The 24357-nt window shown below is 44.4% G+C and carries 16 protein-coding genes; 11 read left to right on the top strand and 5 right to left on the bottom strand.

Features of this window, described 5'->3' with window-relative positions:
• Position 1: 1 nt before the first annotated feature.
• Together pafA and H8B17_RS01770 are read left to right on the top strand one after the other, a co-directional pair.
• Entirely contained in the window at positions 2-1639 is a 1638-nt protein-coding gene (gene pafA / locus H8B17_RS01775) for an alkaline phosphatase PafA (RefSeq protein WP_190307454.1), read from the top strand.
• Between the two features lie 63 nt (positions 1640-1702).
• The gene (locus tag H8B17_RS01770) at positions 1703-2140 is read left to right on the top strand and encodes an RrF2 family transcriptional regulator (protein ID WP_190307453.1); all 438 of its coding nucleotides are present in this window, start codon (positions 1703-1705) and stop codon (positions 2138-2140) included.
• 33 nt (positions 2141-2173) lie between these two features.
• Here H8B17_RS01770 and H8B17_RS01765 read toward each other — a convergent pair whose 3' ends face one another.
• Positions 2174-2890 (bottom strand): FadR/GntR family transcriptional regulator, encoded by a 717-nt coding sequence (locus H8B17_RS01765; protein ID WP_190307452.1) that lies wholly within the window; start codon positions 2888-2890, stop codon positions 2174-2176.
• Between the two features lie 129 nt (positions 2891-3019).
• On the opposite strand from H8B17_RS01765, the gene H8B17_RS01760 reads away from it, so the two are divergent.
• The 9 genes from H8B17_RS01760 to H8B17_RS01720 all read left to right on the top strand — a co-directional run bounded on the left by H8B17_RS01760 (position 3020) and on the right by H8B17_RS01720 (position 17885).
• Complete coding sequence (locus tag H8B17_RS01760; RefSeq protein WP_190307451.1) at positions 3020-6403, top strand: SusC/RagA family TonB-linked outer membrane protein; 3384 nt, start codon at positions 3020-3022, stop codon at positions 6401-6403.
• 19 nt (positions 6404-6422) lie between these two features.
• Entirely contained in the window at positions 6423-7976 is a 1554-nt protein-coding gene (locus H8B17_RS01755; RefSeq protein WP_190307450.1) for a RagB/SusD family nutrient uptake outer membrane protein, read from the top strand.
• 88 nt (positions 7977-8064) lie between these two features.
• The gene (locus H8B17_RS01750; RefSeq protein ID WP_190307449.1) at positions 8065-8985 is read left to right on the top strand and encodes a dihydrodipicolinate synthase family protein; all 921 of its coding nucleotides are present in this window, start codon (positions 8065-8067) and stop codon (positions 8983-8985) included.
• Positions 8982-10130 (top strand): hypothetical protein, encoded by a 1149-nt coding sequence (locus H8B17_RS01745; RefSeq protein ID WP_190307448.1) that lies wholly within the window; start codon positions 8982-8984, stop codon positions 10128-10130. Before H8B17_RS01750 ends, H8B17_RS01745 begins: the two co-directional genes overlap by 4 nt.
• Complete coding sequence (locus H8B17_RS01740; RefSeq protein ID WP_223816294.1) at positions 10117-11355, top strand: MFS transporter; 1239 nt, start codon at positions 10117-10119, stop codon at positions 11353-11355. Before H8B17_RS01745 ends, H8B17_RS01740 begins: the two co-directional genes overlap by 14 nt.
• Positions 11356-11407: 52 nt before the next feature.
• Complete coding sequence (locus tag H8B17_RS01735) at positions 11408-13504, top strand: GDSL-type esterase/lipase family protein (RefSeq protein ID WP_223816293.1); 2097 nt, start codon at positions 11408-11410, stop codon at positions 13502-13504.
• A gap of 25 nt (positions 13505-13529) precedes the next feature.
• Positions 13530-14714 (top strand): AGE family epimerase/isomerase, encoded by a 1185-nt coding sequence (locus H8B17_RS01730; protein WP_190307446.1) that lies wholly within the window; start codon positions 13530-13532, stop codon positions 14712-14714.
• On the top strand, positions 14711-16684 hold the full coding sequence (locus H8B17_RS01725; protein ID WP_190307445.1) for a family 20 glycosylhydrolase: 1974 nt from the start codon (positions 14711-14713) through the stop codon (positions 16682-16684). Before H8B17_RS01730 ends, H8B17_RS01725 begins: the two co-directional genes overlap by 4 nt.
• A gap of 43 nt (positions 16685-16727) precedes the next feature.
• Positions 16728-17885, top strand: a complete 1158-nt coding sequence (locus H8B17_RS01720) for a sialidase family protein (RefSeq protein ID WP_190307444.1) — start codon at positions 16728-16730, stop codon at positions 17883-17885.
• A gap of 1 nt (position 17886) precedes the next feature.
• Here H8B17_RS01720 and H8B17_RS01715 read toward each other — a convergent pair whose 3' ends face one another.
• The 4 genes from H8B17_RS01715 to H8B17_RS01700 all read right to left on the bottom strand — a co-directional run bounded on the left by H8B17_RS01715 (position 17887) and on the right by H8B17_RS01700 (position 24352).
• Complete coding sequence (locus H8B17_RS01715; protein ID WP_190307443.1) at positions 17887-19188, bottom strand: UDP-N-acetylmuramoyl-tripeptide--D-alanyl-D-alanine ligase; 1302 nt, start codon at positions 19186-19188, stop codon at positions 17887-17889.
• A 66-nt stretch (positions 19189-19254) separates the two neighbouring features.
• Positions 19255-20127: an SMP-30/gluconolactonase/LRE family protein gene (locus H8B17_RS01710; RefSeq protein WP_223816292.1), complete on the bottom strand. Its 873-nt coding sequence runs from the start codon at positions 20125-20127 to the stop codon at positions 19255-19257.
• A gap of 61 nt (positions 20128-20188) precedes the next feature.
• Positions 20189-22597, bottom strand: a complete 2409-nt coding sequence (locus tag H8B17_RS01705) for a TonB-dependent receptor domain-containing protein (RefSeq protein ID WP_190307442.1) — start codon at positions 22595-22597, stop codon at positions 20189-20191.
• Between the two features lie 3 nt (positions 22598-22600).
• Positions 22601-24352: a PspC domain-containing protein gene (locus H8B17_RS01700; RefSeq protein WP_190307441.1), complete on the bottom strand. Its 1752-nt coding sequence runs from the start codon at positions 24350-24352 to the stop codon at positions 22601-22603.
• Positions 24353-24357: the final 5 nt, after the last annotated feature.

The raw sequence follows: 24357 nt of genomic DNA, 5'->3' as shown, positions 1-24357 counted from the left end.
TATGTGGAAATTTTTCTTTGCAGGTCTTTTCATCGTAACTATAGCTATCCAAGGACATGCACAGCCTGCTCGCCCAAAACTAGTGGTCGGATTGATGGTAGACCAAATGCGGTGGGATTATCTTTACCGATTTGCGGACAGATATGGTGACAATGGTTTCAAGCGTATGCTAAATGACGGATTTTCGTGTGAAAATACCTTGCTTAACTATGTCCCTACAGTAACGGCTATTGGCCATACTTCAGTCTACACAGGTTCTGTTCCTTCTATCCATGGAATTGCAGGGAATGATTGGATCATTCAAGCGACGGGGCAATCCATGTATTGCACACAAGATGATAACGTACAAGGAGTCGGAACACAGGAAAAGGAAGGTCAACAATCACCTAGAAATTTATTGTCCTCCACAATCACCGATCAACTGAAACTGGCGACCAATTTTCAATCTAAGGTTATCGGCATCTCTATGAAAGACAGGGGCGGTATCTTGCCAGCAGGCCACCTTGCAGACGCAGCCTACTGGTTGGAAGGAAAGTCGGGAAACTGGATTTCCAGTACATTTTATATGGAAAAGTTGCCGCATTGGGTGGAAGATTTTAACAAGCAGAAACTGGCGGACAAATACCTAAAACAAGACTGGAACACACTATATCCAATCGAAACATATACAAACAGTACGGCAGATAACACACCTTACGAAGGTAAGTGGCCAGGTGAAGAGAATCCCACACTCCCTCGGAAAACGTCCGAATTGATGAAAGACGTGGGATATGAACTTATTAAAACAACCCCCCAAGGAAATACACTGACATTAGATTTCGCCAAAGCAGCACTGGAAAAGGAACGCCTGGGGAGTAATCCAACAGGTCAGACAGACTTTTTATGCGTGAGCTTATCGGCAACAGACTATGTCGGTCACCGTTACTCGTTATCAGCTGTAGAGATTGAGGACACCTATCTACGACTTGACCAAGACATTGCGGATTTTTTAGCGTACCTCGATAAACATGTTGGCAAGGGTAACTATACTTTTTTTCTTACCGCAGACCATGCTGCTTCCTATAATCCTATGTACTACACGGATCATAAAGGAAATGGCGGCTATTTATTTACCAGACAGATTCAGCGTAATCTGAATAGCGAGTTACAGGAAAAATTCGGCAGTGAAAACATCGTGCGAAGCTTGATGAACTATCAGGTGCATCTAAATTACGCACTTATCGATTCCCTCCAGCTCAACCTTAACGATGTAAAGGAAACAATTATCAATTCGCTTAAGAAGGAAGAAGGCATAACGTATGTCATTGATATGGAAGGGAATCAAAATATGTTTATACCTGCCCCGCTTCGGGAAAAAATCATCAATGGATATAACCGTCGGCACAGTGGGGCCATCCAAATTATTGCAGACCCTCAATGGTATGCGGGCACACCACGCAGTCCAGGAACCACTCATGGTGTTTGGTCGCCCTATGATTCACACATTCCGTTGATATTCATGGGTTGGGGTATAAAGCACGGCGTAAGTAATAAAGAAGTACATGTTGTCGATATCGCTCCGACACTTGCTTCGCTACTGCATATCATGGAACCGAACGGCAACATCGGAAAGCCTATTATTGAGGTGTTGGGGCAATAACGTGAGGGCATATTATTTTTTGCGTATCTTTGCGGTTATTATTGATCCATAAAAAGGGAACGTATGCTTTCTAAGAAAACAAAATACGCCATCAAGGCGCTTATGGTGTTGGGACGTAACTACGGAAAAGAACCCATGCAGATTATAAAGATTGCTGAAGAGGAGCGTATTCCGAAAAAATTCTTGGAACAAATTCTTCTCGAAATGCGTAATGCAGGCATATTGTACTCTAAAAAAGGCGCCGGCGGAGGTTACAGCTTAAACAAAGCCCCGGAAGACATTTATCTTTCCCAGGTTATGCGGTTAATTGACGGACCGATTGCCCTATTACCCTGTGTCAGCCTTAATTTTTACCGTTCGTGCGAAGAATGTGTGGAAGAGCATGCCTGTGGGATTCGGGACACCTTTGTTGAGGTACGAAACGCGATGTTACAAATTTTGAACGATACAAGTGTAGCCCAACTTATCAATAAGGAAAAGCATCTGTCCCTAGATACCTAGGGACTATGAAAGAAAATTAAAAGATCGTATCCACTATAATACATCAAGAATACGAGCAAAATGATTGTTCAAGTGCTGTCGGATCGCTACGCGATATGCATCAGCATCTCTATTTTTAAGAACTTGTACCAATTCTTTATGAGACACGAAATCACCGGCAACAATGGGCCTTTCCAACAAGCCACTATGGTGTACATATTGAAAAATAGGAAACAATAACTCCTGCAACTCCATCAGGATTTTATTGTCAGATATTTTATATAGTCGCCCGTGAAACTCAATCTCATCGTCAACCTGCCACGGGTGAGCAGTGTCGCCAGAAACGACGACTTCGGCAATTTCTTCCAATTCTCGGATGTCCTCGTCCGTAACCTTGCTCACAATAAAATCGGCCATCCCCACCTCTAAAGCTAAGCGCATCTCAAATATATCTTTTAATGTCTCGGTATCCAAAATCGAAGGATGGAAGACTTTACGCAGCGATCCTAATACATCCGGGTTCTTTAATACAGCTCCCTTATGTTTTTTCGATTCAATAAGGCCAATGGTCTTCAAGCGTAATAGCGCTTCACGTATCACCGTGCGACTCACGCCGAAGCTTTCTGCAAGGTCAAGCTCTTTGGGCAACACATCGCCTACTTTCAGCTTTTTCTTTTGGATAAAGTAGATAATCCGTTCTTCTACCTTATCGACTAAGCTGGAGGTATCTATCCCTCCTAGTTTTTCCACGGAATCATCTATATCGGCCATGCTACTTTCTCTTATATATAAATATTTTTTCTACGACAATAATATCAAAAAAATTTTGATTTGTAAAACATTATGTCATACATTTGCTTCTGATTATGTATAACATAAGTCAATTTTAAAAACAAAATTATGATAAGAACAGATTTTACAATTGCAAAAAGCCTCGTCTTATTAATTTTCCTTCTCTTAATTCAAGGAAACCTTTTTGCCCAGTCTATGCTAAACGGACAGGTGAAAGGGGAAGACGAAGCCCCACTAACCGGTGTAAGTGTCCATAACTCGACGCAAAATGTCGCGACAGTAAGCGACGAAAACGGTAATTTTTCCATACGGGCCAGCATTGGGAATATCCTGATTTTTACGTCGGTAGGTTATCAAGCTAAAAACGTTACGGTAAACAACCTGAGTAAGCTTCAAATTTCCTTACAGGTGGACGATACTTCCCTGGAGGAAGTCGTTGTGATGGGATATGGTACAGTAAAGCGTACGAAAGTAACGGCTTCGGTTTCCACTTTAGACAATAAGGTGCTAGAAACCGGGATGCGTGCCAATCCGGCACAAGCCTTGGCGGGAACAATTCCGGGTGTCCGTGTAGCAACAGGTTCTGGTCGACCGGGTGCAATGCCTAGTATTGTACTTCGTGGAGGAACGCATTTCGATGGTTCAGGTAGTCCGTTAATCTTAGTAGACGGCCAAGTTCGTGGCAGTCTTTCCGATATCAACCCCGAAGAAATTGAACGGATCGACGTGCAGAAAGACGCCGCCGCTACGGCAATATATGGCGCCCGGGCCAGTAATGGCGTAATTATCATTACCACCAAGAGCGGAAAAAACGGTAGATCATCTCTTGATTTGAAGGTAAACCGTGGTATTAATTACCTGAACGTGCCATACGATTACCTAAGTTCAGAAGATTATATCAAATGGAGTCGTTTAGGCGCGGTGGAAGCAATTAAGATTGGAACTTTAGCAAACAACACCTTAGGGAATCCTGGGCCTCGCGGAACAGGCAATGCGTACTTTGCTGCTGATGGCACAACGCCACTGGATGGCAACTACGTTAACGAAGGCCGATGGAGCCTGATGCGTCTAACCGATCAAAACCGCTTCTTATTGGATCAAGGTTGGAAAACCATGAGAGACGCCGTTCCCACCAATACAGCTGGTCATTATGATCCCAATGGCGAATATTATGACCTGATCTACGAGGATTTTAACTATGGCAACCTAGCGTTTCGGACGCCAGCTCCCTCACAAGATTATAATCTCTCCTTTTCTGGAGGAAATGACAAGGCTTCCTATCATAGCACGCTTGGCCTCTATGATGAGCAAGGTTTATCATTGAATACGTTCTATAAACGTTATAATTTCGCGGTAAATGCCGATTACAAGATAAAAGACTGGATTACCTCGGAGTCACGCGTGAACTGGACCCGCGCCAACTGGCGAGATCAATCGTTGACCAATGGTGAAGCGAATTACTGGGGTCGGATGCTATCTGCTCCTCCTACCTTGCGCAGTAGAAGTCCAATAACCGGCGACTGGATCTTAGGTAGAGACGCCAGCGATGGAAACCCTTTGGTCAACATCGACAAATATATACGCCGTTCACAAAATGATAAATTTACGTTAAACCAAGGGCTGGTTGTTAGTTTCTTACCCGAATTGACACTACGTCTAAAAGGGATTTTATATTATGAAGAGGAATACCACGAATCTTTCAACAAGGATTTCAGAACGGGCTTCTTGAGCACAACCAATCCAGATGCCGGATGGAACAGGCAACGTAGCAGTTCTGCCAGTTTCTGGCGTCGTATAAACCAAACATATAACGCGGTTCTGAACTATGATAAGTCCTTTGGCCAGCACAATATAAATGCCTTAGCAGGGGCCGAGTTCTACGATGCATATTACCGCTCTTTAGGAGCTTCGGGAGCCTTAGCTCCAACGGACGATTTTATGGCATTAGGCCTTACTACCAATACATCGAAAGACCCGACGCGAGGAGCTTCCTCTTCACACAGTAATGATCGCATTATTTCACAGTTCGCACGTGCAAACTATGATTTCGATGACAAATATCTTGCTTCGTTTACCTTCCGTCAAGATGGTATATCCCGATTGCACAGGGATAACAGATGGGGCTTTTTCCCTGCAGCTTCTATCGGATGGGTAGCAACACAAGAGGATTTCTTGAGAGACAGTGCTCCTTGGCTAAACTTCTTGAAACTTCGCGCCAGCTGGGGTAAAAATGGTAATATCGGTATTGGAACAAATGACCCAATAGGTATCTATCAAGTACAGGGTGGTTACGGCGTTACCGAGCCATATGACCAAACTAGAGGCTTCCTTTTTTCAGATCCTACTTTACCTGAGTTGACTTGGGAAAAAACCAATACGACGGAAGTAGGTGCTGATATCGGTTTATTAAACAACAGACTCAATCTTTCTGTAGCCTATTACAACAGAATTACCTCTGATAAATTGGCCTATATTGCACTTCCAACTTCGGCAGGCATCGCCTCCATCCGTACAAACAATGGTACCATGCGTAACCGTGGCGTCGAATTCGAAGCAGGCTATCGTATATTACAAAACGACGATTTCACTTGGTCCGTAAATGCGAATGCTGCTTATGTACGTAACAAAATCTTGACGTTGCCTTTTAATGGCAACGAGCGGAACAGACAGGGAGGAACGCAAGTATATGACCCTGCGAGCGGATCATTAATATGGGTAGAAGGGCTTCAGGAAGGTATGGAATGGGGTGAAATCTACGGTTTCCGGATGACGGGAATCATTAGAAACGAAGAAGACTTAGCAAATTACAACGTTCGGGATGACGCCGCCGGAGAGACTTATAGTATTGGAGGTTCGGCTGGCCGACGTGTCGCTAGCCAGCGCGTCATCGATGAGCAGGGGTTGTCTGGCTACTTACCCACTCAACTGGGCGATGCGATGTGGGACGACATCAACGGAGACGGTGTCATCAATCAAGATGACCGTGTCAAACTGGGAAACACGCTACCGAGGTGGACGGGTGGGTTTAACACCACATTCGGTTACAAAGGTTTCTCTTTATTTACCAGGCTTGATTTCGCACTAGGTCATATCCAAATGGATCGCCAGAACGCATGGTCTCTGGGTTATATGCAAGGAGAGTTCAATGCCGGAGATATCGTCAAAGATACCTGGACACCAGAGAATCCAAATGCGAAATATCCAAGATACGTATGGGCAGATCAGTTAAACATGAAAAACTTCGATCGCCCGAGCAACCTGTTCTATGTAAATTCGAATTATTTGGCATTCAGAGAAGTATCATTGAGTTATTCTGTACCGAAAGAATGGATTAGTCGGGCGAAAATTGCCGGACTGACACTAACCGCCACGGGGCAAAATTTAGGGTATATTTCGAATAAGTTGAATTCGCTCCCTGAACGTACGGGCTTCCAAAACAGCGCTTATACTATTCCAACCATGCTGATTTTCGGCGGAAAGATTACATTCTAAATTTAATTGATATAAAGCAATGAAAAAACATATAAAAATAATGGCCGTCATCTTTGCATTATTGGGGATGACCGCCTGTAATACCCATCTAGATCTGGCACCCGAAGATTACTTCGCAGATGGAAACTACTGGCAAAATGAAGCACAAGTAGATAACTTCATGACAGGTATCCATAGTCAATTACGTGGACAGCAGTTTCAGCTTTTCCGTTTGGGAGAAATGCGTGGTGGCGGCTTAATAAATGTTGCAAAGTTTCCCGTTTCATTGAATGAATTGTCCTTGATTGAGCATAATATGACCGAGGTATCTCCGGGCTTGACTGCTTGGGCTGGTTTTATGAATTCCATTCTCCAGATCAATCTCTTCATCGAGCGAATAAGTAATCTTTCCTTTCTGTCGGAAACTAAAAAAAACACCCTTTTAGGTCAGGCACATGGCTTACGAGCATTCTATTACTTCCATTTGTTACGCACCTATGGCGGTGTACCAATACGCCTATCAGCGGATGTGTTGAATAGTCGGCCTGACCAGGTTTCATTGCGTCTAGCACGTTCACCCGAAGCGGAGGTATTGACGGCAGTGAAGAACGATATCGCGAAATCGCTAGAACATTTCGGGTCTGAACAAGGAGCTAACAAAGCCTATTGGAGTCTGAATGCCACACGCATGTTAAAAGGTGAAGTTTATTTATGGTCAGCAAAGGTATATGGCACTACGGCTGATCTCACGGAAGCAAAGGCAGCATTAAATGCTGTTACCGGCTATAGTCTCGTATCAAATTTTGCAAACGTTATTAAGACCAAGCGTAACGAAGAGATTATTTTTACCTTACCCTTCATGTTCAACGAAGCAGAGTTGTCATCATCATCATTTTTCCTATATGACATACCTTCTTTCAGTGGTCGCTACTACAAAGACACGGTCGATGTCGACGCTCCTGCGCTCATAGACCCGCTAACTTTAGAACAAACGACTTCTCAAACCATACAGCGTTATGGTTATAAATATGATTTGTTCCAATCATACCAAACCGGGGACCAACGTCGTGATGCTACGTTTTATGACTTCTATGCATTGGATCGCACGGTTGTTCCACAACGCGTTACGGTTCGCAATATTGTTTTGACCAAATTTTTGGGTACTATCAACAACAACATTCGTAATTATACCGACGATTGGCCTGTTTACCGGGAAGCAGATCGCTTATTGATGTTGGCAGAAATTGCCAATGCCGAAGGTACCAGTCCACAAGCGTTCATACAACCTGTCCGCGACCGAGCGTTTAACGGAAACGATCCGACACCCTTTGTGAATGGCAGTCGGGACGCAAACGAAATTGCGATTTTCGAAGAACGTATGAAAGAATTCGTTTGGGAAGGAAAACGTTGGTACGATATCCGTCGAATGAAATACGGTACTACACCACTGGTTTTCCGCTCTTCCAATCATCCGTATGGCGTCTTAAATCAAAGTACGGAAGGATACAAAGTGCTTTGGCCAATCGGCCGGGATGTGTGGACGAATGACCCATTGGTTGATCAAACACCGGGATATGAAACCACGAAACCATAATCTGAATCATAATGCATGCTGTAGTGAGGTCGATTTTTCGCTGCACTACAGCATGCTAAAAAAACGACATACTAAATAATATTATTATATGAAACACATTGAAGGCTTAATAGCCGCTCCCTTTACACCTTTTCATAGTAACGGGGAGCTAAATCTTGATCTGATCCCATCGTACTATGCGTTACTTAAGGCCAATAACGTAACGGGGGCATTTATCTGCGGATCTACAGGAGAAGGCGTATCATTAACCTTTGAGGAGAAGGTGGCGGTGATGGAAAAGTGGGCCACATTAACAAAAGACGATGCAGACTTTAGTCTCATGATGTTTTTAGGTGGGACAAATATCAAGGAATGCAAACAGTTGGCGACGTTAGCAGAAAACGCAGCGGTGGATGCGATTTCGTTCACTTCTCCTTTCTATTTTAAGCCGGCTAACGTTCAGCAACTCGCGCAATGCTGCGCAGAAGTGGCTTCCGCAGCGCCGAACACCGCATTTTATTATTACCATATCCCCGTGCTGACGGGCGGAAACTATGCAATGATCGACCTACTCCGAGAGGTCGATACATTAGCACCTACATTCGCGGGAATTAAATATACACATGAAGACTTCATGGATTTCTTGTCCTGTATGAATTTTAACAACCGTAAATACGATATGTTATGGGGCCGGGATGAAAATATGCTATCCGCACTGGTACTCGGCTCGAAAGGTGCTGTAGGCAGTACATATAACTATGCAGCGCCTCTATATCATGATTTAATTGCAGCGTTTGAACGTGGCGAATTCGAAGAGGCAAACACCCTGCAACAAAAATCCATCGATATGATTACCTTGTTAGGGAAATATGGCGGCATTGCGACCGGCAAAGCTTACATGAAATTGATAGATTTGGATTGTGGAACCTTCCGCTTGCCGGGCAAAAATATGAGCGGAGAGCAATTTGAAGCATTTAAAGCTGATGTTGCTGCGGTGGGCTTTGAATCGTTTAAATCAAAACAAGCATGAAACTAACAACCTCCATTCTCCTCCTGACCGTTGTTTTAAGTTCCTGTTCATCAGCAGAGAAATCGAAGACGATCGTTTGGAATAATCAAACAAAGCTACCTGCCAACGCCGACGGTTCTTCCCATTTAGGACTAGCGGGCCCTGTAGCAGGCATGATGGGCGATAAGTTGTTGATAGCTGGCGGGGCAAACTTCCCAGGGAAAATGCCTTGGGATGGGGGTGCTAAACAATACGCGACAGAAACCTATATCTATCAGCTGGAGAATGGTGTGTTAACTTTTCTAACGCAATCAGAACTAAAAGAGGCAATCGCCTATCCCGGCAATTGCTCGGTAGGACAAATCCTTTATGTTGCTGGAGGCGAAAACGAAAGCGGCGCCGTTAAATCGGTGAAAAAGTTTTCCCTGAAAGGGAATACGCTTCAAGAAGAATCACTTCCCGACCTACCGCTGGCTTTGACCAACGGTAGCTTGGTGTTTGCTTCGAACAAGCTCTATTTTGTAGGTGGCGAGAATCAGCAGCTGGTCTCAGACAAGATATATCGTCTGGACTTATCCGCTGAAAACATGGTATGGGAAGAAGCATTTACCTTAGCACACCCTGTATCAAACGCAGTAGTCGTTTCGGACAAGAAAAACAAACTGTATATCGCAGGCGGTAGAATGCGCAACACCGATAGCCTGAGCACGATTTATAACCAGCTTTTTGAGGTCGACTTACCATCGGGATCAATCAACAAAATAACAGATCTTCCCCAACCCACGGCAGCGGGAACCGGCATTTGGGACGATGACGGCCATATACTTTTATTCGGCGGTGATCATGCCGAAACCTTTCATCGGGTAGAAGCTTTAATTGCCCAGATTAACCAAACGACAGATGCGTCATGGAGAAACACATTAATCGAAGAAAAGGCCGTATTGCAACGCCAACATCCTGGGTTTTCTTCGCATACATGGTCTTTTAATGTAGTCCAAAAAAAGTGGAAAAAACAGGATGATATCATCGGCGAAAGCCCCGTGACGACAACCGCATTGCGGCATCAGAACAGCGTTATCATTCCCAGTGGAGAGATTCGTGCCGGGGTAAGAACAGATCAAATCCTAGTAGGTCACATGAAAAACAAGGAGCATGATGAAAAATAGTAAATTCTATCCGTGGATAGTTGTCGGTCTCTTATGGGTCGTGGCCTTACTTAATTATCTCGATCGCCAAATGCTTTCGACCATGCGCGAATCGATGCAAATCGATATTATCGAGCTGCAGAAAGCAGAAGCCTTTGGGGTGTTAATGGCCATCTTTCTGTATATCTACGGTTTTATGAGTCCAGTAGCGGGTGTAATCGCCGACCGGGTAAACCGTAAATGGCTAATCGTAATTAGCCTTTTTGTGTGGTCGGCTGTCACCTACGGCATGGGCATGGCCAATAACTACAACCAGTTGCTTGTATTACGTGCCATCATGGGTGTCAGCGAAGCCTTATATATTCCGGCAGGATTGGCCCTTATAGCCGATTATCATACCGGACGCACACGTTCGCTGGCTATTGGTATCCACATGACCGGGCTCTACATGGGGCAAGCGCTTGGAGGGTTCGGTGCCACTGTCGCGGCGAGTTATGGCTGGCATAGTGCTTTTCACTGGTTTGGTATCGTGGGGATTATTTACGCCGTGATTCTGAGTCTGCTTCTTCACGAGAAAAAGTCCGAAACGGTCAGCAGCACGACGGCTCCGATCAAGCTTTCTTTTCTCAAAAGTCTTTCCACTTTGTTCTCTATGACCGCGTTTTGGGTCATCTTGTTTTATTTTGCAGCGCCTAGCCTGCCGGGTTGGGCCACGAAGAACTGGCTGCCGACACTCTTTGCGGATAACTTAGGGATCCCTATGGCGCAGGCAGGTCCCTTATCCACCATTACGATTGCTGCTTCCTCTTTTGTGGGTGTGATTGTAGGCGGTATTTGGAGCGACCGTTGGGTACAGAAAAACGTACGCGGTCGGGTCTTTACAAGTGCTATCGGTTTGGGGCTCACCATTCCATCCCTCGTTTTATTAGGTATGGGCGATACATTCATTGCTATTGTCGGTGCGGCCGTACTCTTTGGTCTAGGCTTCGGTATTTTCGATGCCAATAATATGCCGATCTTATGCCAATTCGTACCACCACGGCTTCGAGCTACAGCCTACGGTTTCATGAACATGATGGGCGTATTTGCCGGTGCAGCCATAACACAAGTATTGGGTAAATTCAAAGATGAGGGTCATTTTGGCGGAGGCTTTGCCATGCTCGCCGCCATCGTTGCAGCAGCCTTACTCTTACAGGTGCTCACATTACGTCCGAAAACAGTCGATTATATAGAGGAAACCACGTAAGGGGATAAAGAAACATGGTAACTTCATCACCTTTAAAAAATAATTTATTCGGATGAAAAATTATATGCATAAAGTTTTTTATCTTTTCGTACTCCTTCTCTGTACCAGCAACGTATGGTCTAAAACACCGATTCGGGTAGCGGCTATCGGCGACTCTGTTACCGAAGGTCTCGGTTTGCAAAACCCCGACTCCACCGCCTACCCGGCTGTGCTGCAACGCTTGCTGGGTGATGCATACGCGGTAAAAAATTTTGGGCATAGCGGCGCGACTTTACTCCGCCGCGGGCATAACCCCTACGCCGCAACGAAGCAATTGCAGGACGCGCTTGCATTTCAGGCAGATATTGCTGTTATCCACTTAGGGCTGAACGACACGGATCCGAGAAATTTCCCACACTACCGGGATCAGTTTATAGCCGATTACCTTTGGCTAATCGATACCTTGCAGGCGAATAACCCGGATCTAAAAATTTTTATTTGTAAAATGTCACCGATATTTACCGGTCATCCGCGTTTTACGTCGAGTACCTTTGATTGGTATCATTTGATCCAGGAAAAGATTACACAGGTAGCAGAAGCAACACAATCACCGCTTATCGATTTTTATAGCGAACTTCATGCTCGCCCAGATCTCTTTACAGATAAATCGACTCTTCATCCGAATAGGCAGGGAGCAGCACAAATTGCAAAAATTGTGCAACAGCATATTACCGGCAATTTTGGCGGACTGCAGCTTCCACCTGTTTTTGGGAAGTACATGGTTGTTCAACGTGATAAGCCGTTTCAAATTTGGGGAAGAGCAAATGCCAGAACGACTGTCGAGGTGGAATGGAACCACAAGAGCCAACACGTAGTGGTTGGAACAGATGGCCGTTGGGAGCTGACTTTTCCGGCCCCCACCTTAAATAGAAAACCCCAAACACTCCGCATTAAAAATGGGGAAAACGAATTGGTTTATGATCAAGTTCTCGTAGGAGATGTATGGTTAGCCGCAGGGCAATCCAATATGGAATTTAGACTACGTCAGGCCCTAGGGGGAGACAGTCTGGCTACACGTGCTCAACAACATACTGCCATCCGGCTACTACAATTTGACAGCTACGCCCAGACGAACGACGCCAGTTGGGATACGACCACATTACAAAAAGCAAATGAACTCGATTTCTTTCACGGCGAATGGACACTAAATAACAAAGAAAATGCACTGCATTTTTCCGCAGTTGCGTACACATTCGCACAGGAAATAGCCCTATCTCAAGATATTCCCGTCGGTATTATCAACCTATCCGTAGGGGGCTCTCCGCAACTGGCTTGGTTACCGAGATTATCCCTGGAGTCCGACACACGTTTTGTCGGTTCACTACACCCGTGGCGAACAACCGATTATTTAATGAGGTGGTGCCGGGAGCGTGCCAGCAAAAATGTATCGCTATCCCCTTCCACTTTTCAACAGCATCCGTATGCCCCCTCCTATATATTTGAAGCCGGTATTGCACCATTGGTTCCTTTCGCATTACGTGGCGTGATTTGGTACCAAGGAGAAAGCGATGCCGAAAACGCCGAACTATACAGCAAGCTATTCCCCTATTTTGTGCAGCAATGGCGCCATCAATGGCGAGACGAATTTTCTTTTTACTATGTGCAATTATCCAGTATGGAGCGTCCCTCATGGCCGTATTTCCGAGACCAGCAACGAAAATTGCTGACCAAGATACCCAAAACAGGGATGGCCGTAACCAGCGATATCGGTGATCCGAAGGACGTCCACCCAACAGAGAAAATTACGGTGGGAAAACGCCTGGCACAATGGGCCATACACCACGAATATGGCTTGAACAACATTCCATCAGGCCCCTTATTAAAAGATTTTTCAGTGGATAAAGATCATATTATCATCCATTTTGATTACGCTGACGGCATCGCGACAGCGGATGGTCAAGCCCCGAAGGGGTTTGCGTTTCAAACACGGGACGGACGCTCCATCCATGCCAATGCTACTATTCGAGACGAAAAAGTATACATCAAACGACCAACTAATGTGTCTGTAACGGCACTCGTCTATGGATGGAAACCTGTCAGCGACGGAAACCTTATTAATCGAGTCGAGTTGCCAGCGAGTACTTTTCGAATCGAACTGAACAATATATAATACGTTGATAACAAGAATACAACAAATGGACAAGAAACATCTTTTATCGCTTCGCGATTTTTATAAAAAACAACTCTTAGAAGATACCGTTCCGTTTTGGTTTCCGCGATCTTTCGATATGGAGCATGGCGGATATCTACTGATGCGAGATGCAGACGGCAGTTTAATGGATACCGACAAAGCAGTGTGGATACAAGGTAGGGCATGTTGGCTTTTGGCAACCTTATACAACACGATCGAACCTCGAGCAGAATGGCTAGAAGGCGCTAAACTCGGCTATACGTTCCTACGCGAGAAGTGTTTTAATACGGAGGGTAAAATGTATTTCCATGTCGACCGTACCGGCGACCCTATTCGGATGCGCCGCTATTTCTTTTCAGAAACATTTGCCGTCATCGCCGCTGCAGCCTATGCTAAGGCGTCGGGAGATCCAGAAGCGGCGGATTTTGCACGTAAAATGTTCGGCATATGCCTAGAATATGCACAAGGAATACGTCCTATCGAACCGAAGTTTGAATCAACACGCCCGGCAAAGGGTATTGGTATTCCCATGATTATGATCAATACAGCACAACAACTGCGCGATACCATAGGAGATCCGCGTTGTGATCAGGCAATAGCCGAGTGGATAACAGAAATAGAAACATATTTTGTCAAAGACGATATCCGCTGTGTGATGGAACAGGTTGCGCCAGACGGAAGTATCATCGATCATATCGATGGGAGAACACTCAATCCGGGCCACGCTATCGAGGGTGCCTGGTTTATTTTACACGAAGCACGCTACCGCGACAACGATCCTAAACTGGTTGACCTCGGCTGCCGGATGTTAGATTACATGTGGGAACGGGGCTGGGATAAGGAACACGGTGGTATCCTGTATTTCCGCGATGTATATGATAAACCGGTACAAGAATACTGGCAGGATATGAAGTTCTGGTGGCCACAGAATGAAACGATTATCGCAACCCTATTAGCATATCTCGTGACCGGAAACGAAAAATATGCAAAAATGCACGAGCAGATCCATAACTACGCATACGCCCATTTCCACGACAGGGAACACGGAGAATGGTTTGGCTATCTGCACCGCGACGGAACGATTGCGCAAACCGCAAAAGGGAACCTCTTTAAAGGTCCTTTCCACCTGCCTCGCCAAGAATGGTATTGCTGGTCCAGTTTAGAGAATGTTATTAATCAGCCAATATGAGATATATCGTTTTTATCTTCGCGTGCTTCATAACCTTATGCAGGACGACTACATCTGCACAAGAGAAATTAATCCCCCAGCCGATTCATCTCGAACAGGGATCGGGTTTCTTAGACTTAACAGCGGGTATCCGGCTCGAAGAATCTTCCGCTTTGTTGGCAAAGGAGCATCAACTTGCCCAGACTATTTTTGAAGAATGGCATATCGTGGTTCAGGACAAGGCCTCAGAGAAGTTGCCAACCCTACAGTTGGTACTTGCCGGGGGGACTACCGCGAACACAGCAGACGAGTCGTATCATCTCCACGTTCATAAAGAAGGAATAAAAATTACTGCTCCGTCAACGGTTGGAATATTTTATGGTCTGCAGACCCTAAGGCAGTTTACATTACAAAACTATAAACTCGCGGTGTGTGAGATACAGGATGAACCTGCCTTTTCTTGGCGGGGATTCTTAGTAGATGTGGGTCGTAACTACCAACCCCTATCTATGCTCAAAGAGCAGATTGACGTCATGGCACGGTATAAGCTGAATGTGCTGCATTTCCATTTCACCGAAGATATCGCCTGGCGCTTAGCCAGCAAGAAATATCCAAAGCTCACCGATGCGGAATACATGACCCGGTGGGCTGGTGATTTTTACACAGAGGCCGAATTCCGCGAACTGATGGCGTATTGCTCCGAACGTCATATCTTATTGTTGCCCGAGATTGACATGCCTGGCCATAGTGCAGCTTTTACACGCTATTTCGGTGTAGACATGCAATCAGACAGCGGCATCACCTATATTAAGGAGCTTTTGGAAGAGTTTGCAACGACCTTCCCCGGGCTCCCCTATTTCCATATTGGTGGCGATGAGGTGAAAATCACGAATAAAAGCTTTATGCCGGAGATCACAAAATATGTAGAGGAGTTGGGTTATAAGACAGTGGGCTGGGACCCGGGCAGCAACTTAATGTCCCAAACCATCCGCCAACTTTGGATGGGCGGCCCGGAAGCCGTAGCGGCGGAAGGAGAAATGGTCTATATCGACTCGAAGCACCTCTATATTAACCACATGGATCCTCTAGAAACGGTAACCACACTTTTTTTCCGCCGGATCGGTGAACAGGATGCAGAACATCCTAACCTGAAGGGAGCTATATTATGTTCTTGGCCAGATCGTGCGGTCGCCGCTCCCGAAGACATGTTTTATCAAAGTGCCATTTATCCTTCCCTATTAACCTTTGCAGAACGGATTTGGCAAGGTGGAGGTAAATCGGGGTGGGTTGCCAATATTCCGCCAGCTGGTACCGAAGACTATGTTTCTTTTCAAGAATTTGAAGAAAAGTTACTTGTTCATCAACAACGTTTCCTTGCAGACAAACCGTTCCCGTATGTCAAGCAAACAGATCTGCAATGGGAATTGATCGGCCCATTCGATAACAAAGGGAACCTATCAAGTTCGTTCGATATAGAAAATAATCCGCTGGTCAAAGCCGTAGCACCTACAAAAAAGGTCGTGGGGGGTACCGTAATCTTGAGGCATTGGTGGGCGGATATTATACCAGGAGTGATCGATAACCCCCAACCCAATACAACCTGGTATGCCCGAACAAAAATCTGGAGTGATGAATCCGGATCAAAACCTTTTTGGATTGGGTTTGATAATCTTTCTCGTTCCTACGCAAGCGACTCGCCAGCAATAGGCACCTGGGACAACCGACAAAGTAAGGTTTGGGTAAACAATGCCCCTATAGAACCACCTGTATGGAAACAGGCGGGGCAAAAAGGTGGGCTAGAAGTTCCGCTTATAGATGAAGGGTATTCTTTTCGTGAACCGACTATGATTGCACTAAAAAAAGGATGGAACGACGTGCTGGTTAAATTGCCTGTCGCTTCGTTTAAAGGTGTGGATTGGCAAAATCCTGTCAAATGGATGTTTACTTTTACACCTTACAAAATAGATGAAACCATCGAGAGCTTAAAATAGATAATTGATGCTAATGAAAATTAAAAACGATAAATATAACAACATGAGAAAGCTATTATTAACTTTTTGCGTGGTAACCTGTTCGTTATTCGCACGTGCACAGGAAGTTACCGTTTTCAAATCTGGCGACGATGGCTACGCTAGCTATCGGATTCCGGCCATTATTAAAAACAAAACAGGTGAATTGATTGCGTTTTCCGAAGGGCGTGTAGACCATTCGGGAGATTACGGAAATGTAGACATTGTTTACAAAATCAGCCAAGATGGCGGCAAGACTTGGGGGGCATTGCAAGTGGCTGCGGACTATGACAAACTACAAGCCGGTAATGCGGCACCCGTAGTAGATCTGTTGGATCCCCAGTATCCAAATGGCCGCATCTTTTTATTCTATAATACGGGGAACAATCATGAAGGCGAAGTAAGGAAGGGTAATGGCCTCCGCGAGCTATGGTATATTACCTCTACCGACGGAGCTAACACATGGTCGGAACCTGTAAACATCACCACACAAGCACACCGCCCCAACCAGCCGTCTTCTAATCCGGCATATACCTTCCAAGAAGATTGGCGAGCATATGCGAATACACCTGGGCACGCACTGCAATTTGATTCCGGCAAATATAAAGGACGCTTATATATTCCCGCCAACCACTCGGTCGGAGAACCTAAGGAAAAAGGCAAAGACTATTTTGCACACGCTTATTACTCAGACGATCACGGTAAGACGTTTCAACTAGCCGACAAAATTACCTTTGAAGGTGGTAACGAAACCATGGCTGCACAAATCTCGGACACCGAACTGTACATGAACACCCGTAACCAGCAAGGCAATGTACGGAGTCGTATAGTCAGTTATTCAAGCGATGGTGGCGTGACTTGGGATACAACCTACTATGATCGTAATCTCCCTGATCCGGTCAATCAGGGCAGCACACTATCTTGGAAAAAAGGCAATAAATATATATTGGCTGTCTGCAATGCAGCTGATGAAAAAAGCAGAGATAATCTTACCTTACGTCTATCTAAAGACAAAGGAAAAACCTGGTATTTCAACAAAGTCATTGCCAAAGCACCAGCGGGTTATAAGGGTGCTTTTACAGCGTATTCCGATATTGTTATGGTGAAAAAAAACCAAATCGGTGTTCTTTATGAAAAGGATGATTATAAAACTATTGTATTTGTGGTGGAAAAAGTTAAATAACTTATAACACGTCCATCAGTGTTTCAAATGCCATTCCACGGGAAGCTTTCAATAGAACCGTACTGTTAACAACAGGCTGTTCTCTGAGAGCTTCTTTAGCTTTCTCGATAGATTCATAAAATTCGCCATTGACATGCTGGTGGGCATAGAATGCTTCTCCCACAAAAATAGTCCGTTCCGCCCCCAGAGCCAGCGCACGGTCGATCATGCATCGATGTTCTTTCCACGTGTCCTCCCCCAGTTCAAACATATCACCCAATACGATTACCTTACGATCCGCATCAATCACTTTCATATTCGCCAAAGCAGCTTCCATGCTGCTGACGTTCGCATTATAATAATCAGCGATAACCGTATTATGTACCGTTTTTGTAATTTGCGAACGGTTATTGGCAGGTGTATAATCCGCAATTCCTTGATTGATTCGCGTATCATCTACCCCGAAAAAATGCCCTACCGCAATCGCCGCTAATATATTTTCGGTGTTATAGGAGCCCGTCAACTGCGTTTGTATAAGATGATCCGTCGTGCTCTCCCGTGTTTTCCAAGAAACGGAAAGTAAGGGGTTAGCATATTTAAGTTGCCCCACGATATCGTTTGTAGACGAGAAGCCATAACGTACAACCTTTGAAATGGCCCGCTGCATTTCCATTTCCCGCAAGTACGCATTATCCCCTTGGAGAAACAATACCCCATCGTGCATTTTGAGAAAATCATATAGCTCACCCTTAGCTTTTTTTACCCCTTCAAATGAGCCGAAACCTTCCAAATGTGCCTTTCCTACATTCGTGATGAGGCCGTGTGTCGGTGCAGTGATACCGCACAGGAAAGCAATCTCTTGCTGATGATTTGCGCCCATTTCAATAACCGCCATTTCGATACTGTGATCTATGGAAAGTAGCGTTAGAGGAACACCTATATGGTTATTAAGATTTCCTTTTGTGGCATACGTTTTAAAGCGTTGTGAAAGTACGGCATACAATAATTCTTTGGTCGTGGTTTTACCATTCGTTCCGGTTATCCCTATAACGGGGATATGCAGTTGGCGACGATGATGTCGAGCCAATTCCTGCAACGTAGTCAACACATCTTCCACGAGCACATAACGTTCATCCGCTACATATTTTACTTCGTCGACAACAGCCCATTTAGCCCCGCTTTCCAACGCTTGCGCGGCAAATTCGTTGGCATTGAACCGCTCCCCTTTTAAGGCAAAAAATATACTGTTGGGTATGATATTTCGGGTATCCGTAGATACAGTTCCACTTTCTGTATAGCGTTGATATAATTGTTCTGTCGTCATGCTGTTCATCGTCGACAAAGATAGTTATCCTCCAAAAAAGAAGAGGAGTTTCCTCCTCTCTTTTATTTATTTTTCCAACTTGAATGCCTTCACACTATTGCTGTTGAATGTCGGAATGTATATCGTATTGCTTTCGGGATGTATGCCCAAATCTGCCGTATTCATTTCTCCTTGTACATCCATTAATTTTTCGAAACTGCCATCCGCGTGCACATAATATACCAAACCGCCCCAACAAGTAACCAGAAAGTCTCCACTATTACCTACGGGTTCCAACCCATCTCCCCCCAACGCGAAACCTTTGGCGATAACGGTATGCTCTTTATTGGCATCTATCTTCCATAACTCTGGCCCAACCAACGCATAAAGACTACCGTTGACAAATTTTAATCCGTTTGCATTCGGTGCGTTTTCTAAAAATACGGTAGGTTCGTTATTTTGCATTTGATAAATTGTACCGGTACGCGTGTCTGAAACATAGATTACGCCATCGTTATCTACCGTTACATCATTCAAAAAGACAGCCTCTGGAAATTCAATTTCATGGCGTACTTCGCCGGTTTCCATATCGATGACCGCTACTGCTGTAATATCGGCCACATATAATAAGTTTTCATGTACTGCCATCCCTTTCGGAGCGTTCATTCCAGTCACCCAATCTTGATTCTTGACACTTCCATCCAGATTCAATATAGCAACGCCGCCTTTTCCATCTTTTTCTGCACCGTCGCCGTCAATCAAAGAAACATATAAAGCATCGTCTCCGGCATGATACAGTACAGATTCAGGAGTAGGTAGGTTTTTTGTTTCCCACTGTTCCGTCAATTGTAATTGTTGCTCCGTCTGTTCTTGCTCCTGTTGTTGCTGTCTTTGACCGCATGCTGTAGTCAACAATGTAGCTCCGACAGCTGTTACTGCAAAAAGAAATAATTGTTTCATAATAGTCTTGTTTGTTTAAACATCGACAAGATAACAATTTTTTAGGAGTTTGGTTTACAACCTATCTGGCACGACTAGCTTCTTCAGAGTCCGTGTCCTTTTTTCTAATCTGCTGTCTCAAATTACCGAATTTATAAGTGTAAGTCAACCGAATACTTTGATTATCATTATACTGACGGATCATGGAGTTGAATTGTCCAAAATCGGTAGAAACATTATTTTGTTGCGTACGAAAAATATCTGTTCCGGCCAGTTTCAAAGAGCTTCGCTCGTCTTTGAAATTATAGTTGACGCCGATATCTGTTCCCCAGCGGGCGTGAATTTTATAAACATTGTATAAGAACGTACTATTATAATTAACAGACAGTTCTGCCGAAAACGCTTTGTTCAACTTAAAATTATTCGTGCTACGCCCTTGAAAGAAAGTAGACCCTAAATCTGCGTATTCTCCGGCGATAGGACCTTTAAAGTGCATGTAAATAGTTGTCAAGTTATTGTTCATCGACCAAAACTTACTTATTCTTACGGGCGCATTAATATTCAAATAAGATGTAATCGTTTTAGCTAAGTTTTCGCGCGTAATCCACGCTTGACCCGTTACCGAATCCTGTCCTAGACTCTCCACCATAGCGTCGTTGGTTATATCCGTTCCCAATGTAAAATTAAACATTTTGTATAGCGTATAATTCAACGTAAAACCGTTGGTATACTGCGGGTTGACATATGGATTCCCACGCATGGAGGTGAACTTATCTATATACTCTTCAAAGGGATTCAAATATCGATAGTTAGGTCGTGCTATCTTTCGTGCATAACTTAATGAAAAGATATTGTTTTCATTAAGCGTATAGGATAAATTTCCTGAAGGGAACCAGTCCAAATAATCGCGTTTCACACGTTTCGCCAACGTGATGGAGTTCCCATCGGAGACCGTATATTCGCTTCTAAGCCCTAACTTCATAGACCAAGATCCAAACCCGCGACTGTAATCAACATATGCCGCCGCGACCTGTTCTGTATATACAAAATGGTTAGGACGACCAGCATAATCTTGCCATCGGTTACCTACAAAATGCTCAAACTGCAGGTCATTATCCGAACGGACATGGCTATACTTCAATCCCGTTTCCAGCTTGCCACCTTGCCTTAGGGTTTTTGCAAAATCTATTTTTCCAACGTAAATATCAATATCTACGGGCATGCGGCTACGTTCGAGTTCTGGATCATATAACAGATTGCCCGCCGGATCCGTCGTCCGGTAATCATAATTGATGGTAGCGTTATCACGAAAAGCGCTCCAATCTAAATCGAACACCAACTTCGTCCCCAATGTATCCAAGTGGAACTCATTGTTAAAATTCACGGTATATCGATTGTAGGGCTTTATGGCTTTGGAAGAAGCATGTAATACAGAATCAATGATACCTATGCGTGGCCCAATATTTGTCAAACTTATATTATCAAAAGTCTCGTCGTCATTAACACCTGAAAACTGTAACACCATGGTATTCCGATCGGACGTTTTTTGTTCTATCCCAACCCGATAGTTATGGGTTTTATTCGTTTCAATAAGTGCTGCCTCCTGATCAAATACCCTATCCGCTTCATCAGAAGGAATCACTCTTTCCATACCTAAATCAAATTGCCGTTTATTATAGGTGTAGCCATAGGATCCAAAAAGAGTCGTGTTATTTTTCTTATAGTTCAGATTCAGCGAAGAGTTTCCCCGAGCATGTTTACCATGTGCGGCACTTGCCAAAAACGAACCGTTGAAGCCTTCCAGTCTATTTTTCTTCAAAACAATATTAATCGTACCAACCGTTCCCTCCGCATCTTCCTTTGCACTTCGGGTCGTACTGACTTCTATGCGTTGAATCTGATCACCATTCATGGTTTTAAGGAATCCCGCAAGCTGCTCCCCGCTCATATACGTCTGTCTACCATCTATCGTTACATTTACGCCCTGTTGCCCCATTAACTGAAGATTTTCATCCTTGTCAACGCTTACGCCCGGGGCACGCTGCACGACCTCAAGTGCATTATTGCCTGCTGCGAGCGTCGAGTTTTCTACGTTCAAAATCAACTTTCCATCCCGTTGCTGAACAAGTGGTACCTGCCCTTCCACCGTCACCGCGTCGATTGTTTGCGACTCGGCTTTTAATACCATGTCGTCCAGTAGAACCGATTGTCCTGTTACCTTAAATAAAGTAGTCTTACTGGTTTCATATCCCACAGAAGAGGCCTGCACTGCAAATTCACCAGGAGGTACATTTTTTATAACATAACGCCCATGCTCATCGGTTACCTCCGTTTTCAGGAGTGCACCTACTTTGGCCGTCAATAAATAGATGGATACATTTACCAACGGTTCTTGCTGTTCATTAAAGACACGACCGCTTACTTCTCCTTGTTGTGCCTGTGCCGTGAATACAGCAACGAGGAGAATACAAAAACTTAAAATAATACGCATGGATTAGTTTTTCTCTTGCTTTTTAGTATTGATTCTAACACTGTTATCTTTTACTTCAATTGTCACATCCGAATCTCCAATCCGGATAACAGAATCTTTCCTATCTTTTATTTCATTTAATAAAGCCTTCATTTTAGATTCAACAGCTTCCTCCTCTTCCTCTTTTGGTGTAGGTTGTGGCTTTTGTATACATACTAAACCGGCTCCCGACATCGTCCACTCGGTATACTTTTGTTGTTGTCGTGCCTCCTCGGGGTAATTATTCAAACATTCCCAATACGAAATATCACGGACTTTAGGCTCTATACTACGTTGAAGTCTTACCCTTGCACCTCTTGGAAGGTAAACCGTCACCCGTACCTGCTGATCTCTGTCCAGTGCATTCTTCATCAGTAAAAAATGGCTGGGGAATAGGAATGTCGAACTTTCCTGGATAGCTTCATAAGCAATATTATGCGCACGTTCAGAAGCCAACTGATAAGTTCTCCCCTTAGCGGAATAACTGTACTGTATATAAGGCTGGCTCAGTGAATCGATACTTTCAAAATAGATGCTGATATCGCGATGTAGATAGTTCCGCAAGTCCTGTCCATCCAGCTGGACATTAAATTTAGATTGTAAGGAGTCTTGTTCGCTGGCGTCGAGCACGCGGATATCTTTCTCTGCAAAATTGTAGATTGCTTGTGGCTGTATATCTTTTTGCACATTGATCGTGCTCTTTTCCCGAAAATCTTGCGCGGTGGCTATACAATAATAGATAATACCAACGATGGACACAATCCAAGCAGCAAACATCGTCAACGATAAGTAACTGTTTAGTTTATCTGTTTTAAATAATATGCGGGTAAGCCAGAAAAACAGCGCAAAAAATGGTATGGCAATCGCCAGAAATCCAAAAGTGAGCGCAATGATTCCGTCATTCGTCGATAATCCTTTCAATGGTGGGAAAAACATGGGATTCTCCAACCCAAAGAAGTTCATCATATTAAATACATAGAAGATAAACAGTCCCAATAAGTTTAGGCCGGCGAATATAAGCATAATCCATGCTATCATTTTCCCAATCAGTCCCAGGCAACCGCTCAATACATTCCCCGCCGTGCGTGCACTGCGACTGATGTGTTCTCCTGTTCCGGAAAAAGTTTCGGAAAGGTTCTTCGCCTCTTCATCAAAGGACCTTTTAAAGTTTTGCAAGTTCGGCGCTTCCCCGCGCATAGCCATCTTATCAGCACGGGTCTCTGCGGCAGGCATAACAATCCAAAGGATGATATATACCAACACACCGGATCCCCCGAGTAAAACGAAAACAACTAATAAAACACGTGTCCAGATAGGCTCCATACCAAAATAATGCGCCAAACCGCTACAGACACCGCCGACCATTTTATCATCCGGATCACGCATTAGCTTTTTACCGACATATTCTATATGAGGTGCCTGCCCGGCTTGCCGCTCATGGTGGAAATCTTCCCCTCCAGCTGCTCCTTCACTTTCTTCAAAATCGCTCACACGTCCCATCTGCTGAATGACTTGCTGAACATCCTCCAAATTAATGACCTCTTTACGACCTGTTTGGATACGTTCATTAAACATCTCGGCGATGCGGTTCTCAATATCTTCTAATATCTCTTTGCTTTCAGCCGTATTCCCGAAATGCTTTTTGATATCAATCATATAAGACCGCAATGTGTCGTATGCATCTTCCTCAATATGGAAAACGATACTGTTGATATTTATAATAATTGTCTTATTCATAACCC

Origin of the sequence: Sphingobacterium arenae, assembly GCF_014692505.1 — a bacterium.
GTDB classification, from domain to species: domain Bacteria; phylum Bacteroidota; class Bacteroidia; order Sphingobacteriales; family Sphingobacteriaceae; genus Sphingobacterium; species Sphingobacterium arenae.
Note: the sequence above shows the minus strand (reverse complement) of the source record. Positions and strands in the feature narration are given on the sequence as shown.

What these genes read in the sequence shown, in the direction of transcription:
- pafA (WP_190307454.1), top strand. Translation starts at nt 2, where the DNA reads ATGTGGAAATTTTTCTTTGCAGGTCTTTTCATCGTAACTATAGCTATC.
- H8B17_RS01770 (WP_190307453.1), top strand. Translation starts at nt 1,703, where the DNA reads ATGCTTTCTAAGAAAACAAAATACGCCATCAAGGCGCTTATGGTGTTG.
- H8B17_RS01765 (WP_190307452.1), bottom strand. Translation starts at nt 2,890, where the DNA reads ATGGCCGATATAGATGATTCCGTGGAAAAACTAGGAGGGATAGATACC.
- H8B17_RS01760 (WP_190307451.1), top strand. Translation starts at nt 3,020, where the DNA reads ATGATAAGAACAGATTTTACAATTGCAAAAAGCCTCGTCTTATTAATT.
- H8B17_RS01755 (WP_190307450.1), top strand. Translation starts at nt 6,423, where the DNA reads ATGAAAAAACATATAAAAATAATGGCCGTCATCTTTGCATTATTGGGG.
- H8B17_RS01750 (WP_190307449.1), top strand. Translation starts at nt 8,065, where the DNA reads ATGAAACACATTGAAGGCTTAATAGCCGCTCCCTTTACACCTTTTCAT.
- H8B17_RS01745 (WP_190307448.1), top strand. Translation starts at nt 8,982, where the DNA reads ATGAAACTAACAACCTCCATTCTCCTCCTGACCGTTGTTTTAAGTTCC.
- H8B17_RS01740 (WP_223816294.1), top strand. Translation starts at nt 10,117, where the DNA reads ATGATGAAAAATAGTAAATTCTATCCGTGGATAGTTGTCGGTCTCTTA.
- H8B17_RS01735 (WP_223816293.1), top strand. Translation starts at nt 11,408, where the DNA reads ATGAAAAATTATATGCATAAAGTTTTTTATCTTTTCGTACTCCTTCTC.
- H8B17_RS01730 (WP_190307446.1), top strand. Translation starts at nt 13,530, where the DNA reads ATGGACAAGAAACATCTTTTATCGCTTCGCGATTTTTATAAAAAACAA.
- H8B17_RS01725 (WP_190307445.1), top strand. Translation starts at nt 14,711, where the DNA reads ATGAGATATATCGTTTTTATCTTCGCGTGCTTCATAACCTTATGCAGG.
- H8B17_RS01720 (WP_190307444.1), top strand. Translation starts at nt 16,728, where the DNA reads ATGAGAAAGCTATTATTAACTTTTTGCGTGGTAACCTGTTCGTTATTC.
- H8B17_RS01715 (WP_190307443.1), bottom strand. Translation starts at nt 19,188, where the DNA reads ATGACGACAGAACAATTATATCAACGCTATACAGAAAGTGGAACTGTA.
- H8B17_RS01710 (WP_223816292.1), bottom strand. Translation starts at nt 20,127, where the DNA reads ATGAAACAATTATTTCTTTTTGCAGTAACAGCTGTCGGAGCTACATTG.
- H8B17_RS01705 (WP_190307442.1), bottom strand. Translation starts at nt 22,597, where the DNA reads ATGCGTATTATTTTAAGTTTTTGTATTCTCCTCGTTGCTGTATTCACG.
- H8B17_RS01700 (WP_190307441.1), bottom strand. Translation starts at nt 24,352, where the DNA reads ATGAATAAGACAATTATTATAAATATCAACAGTATCGTTTTCCATATT.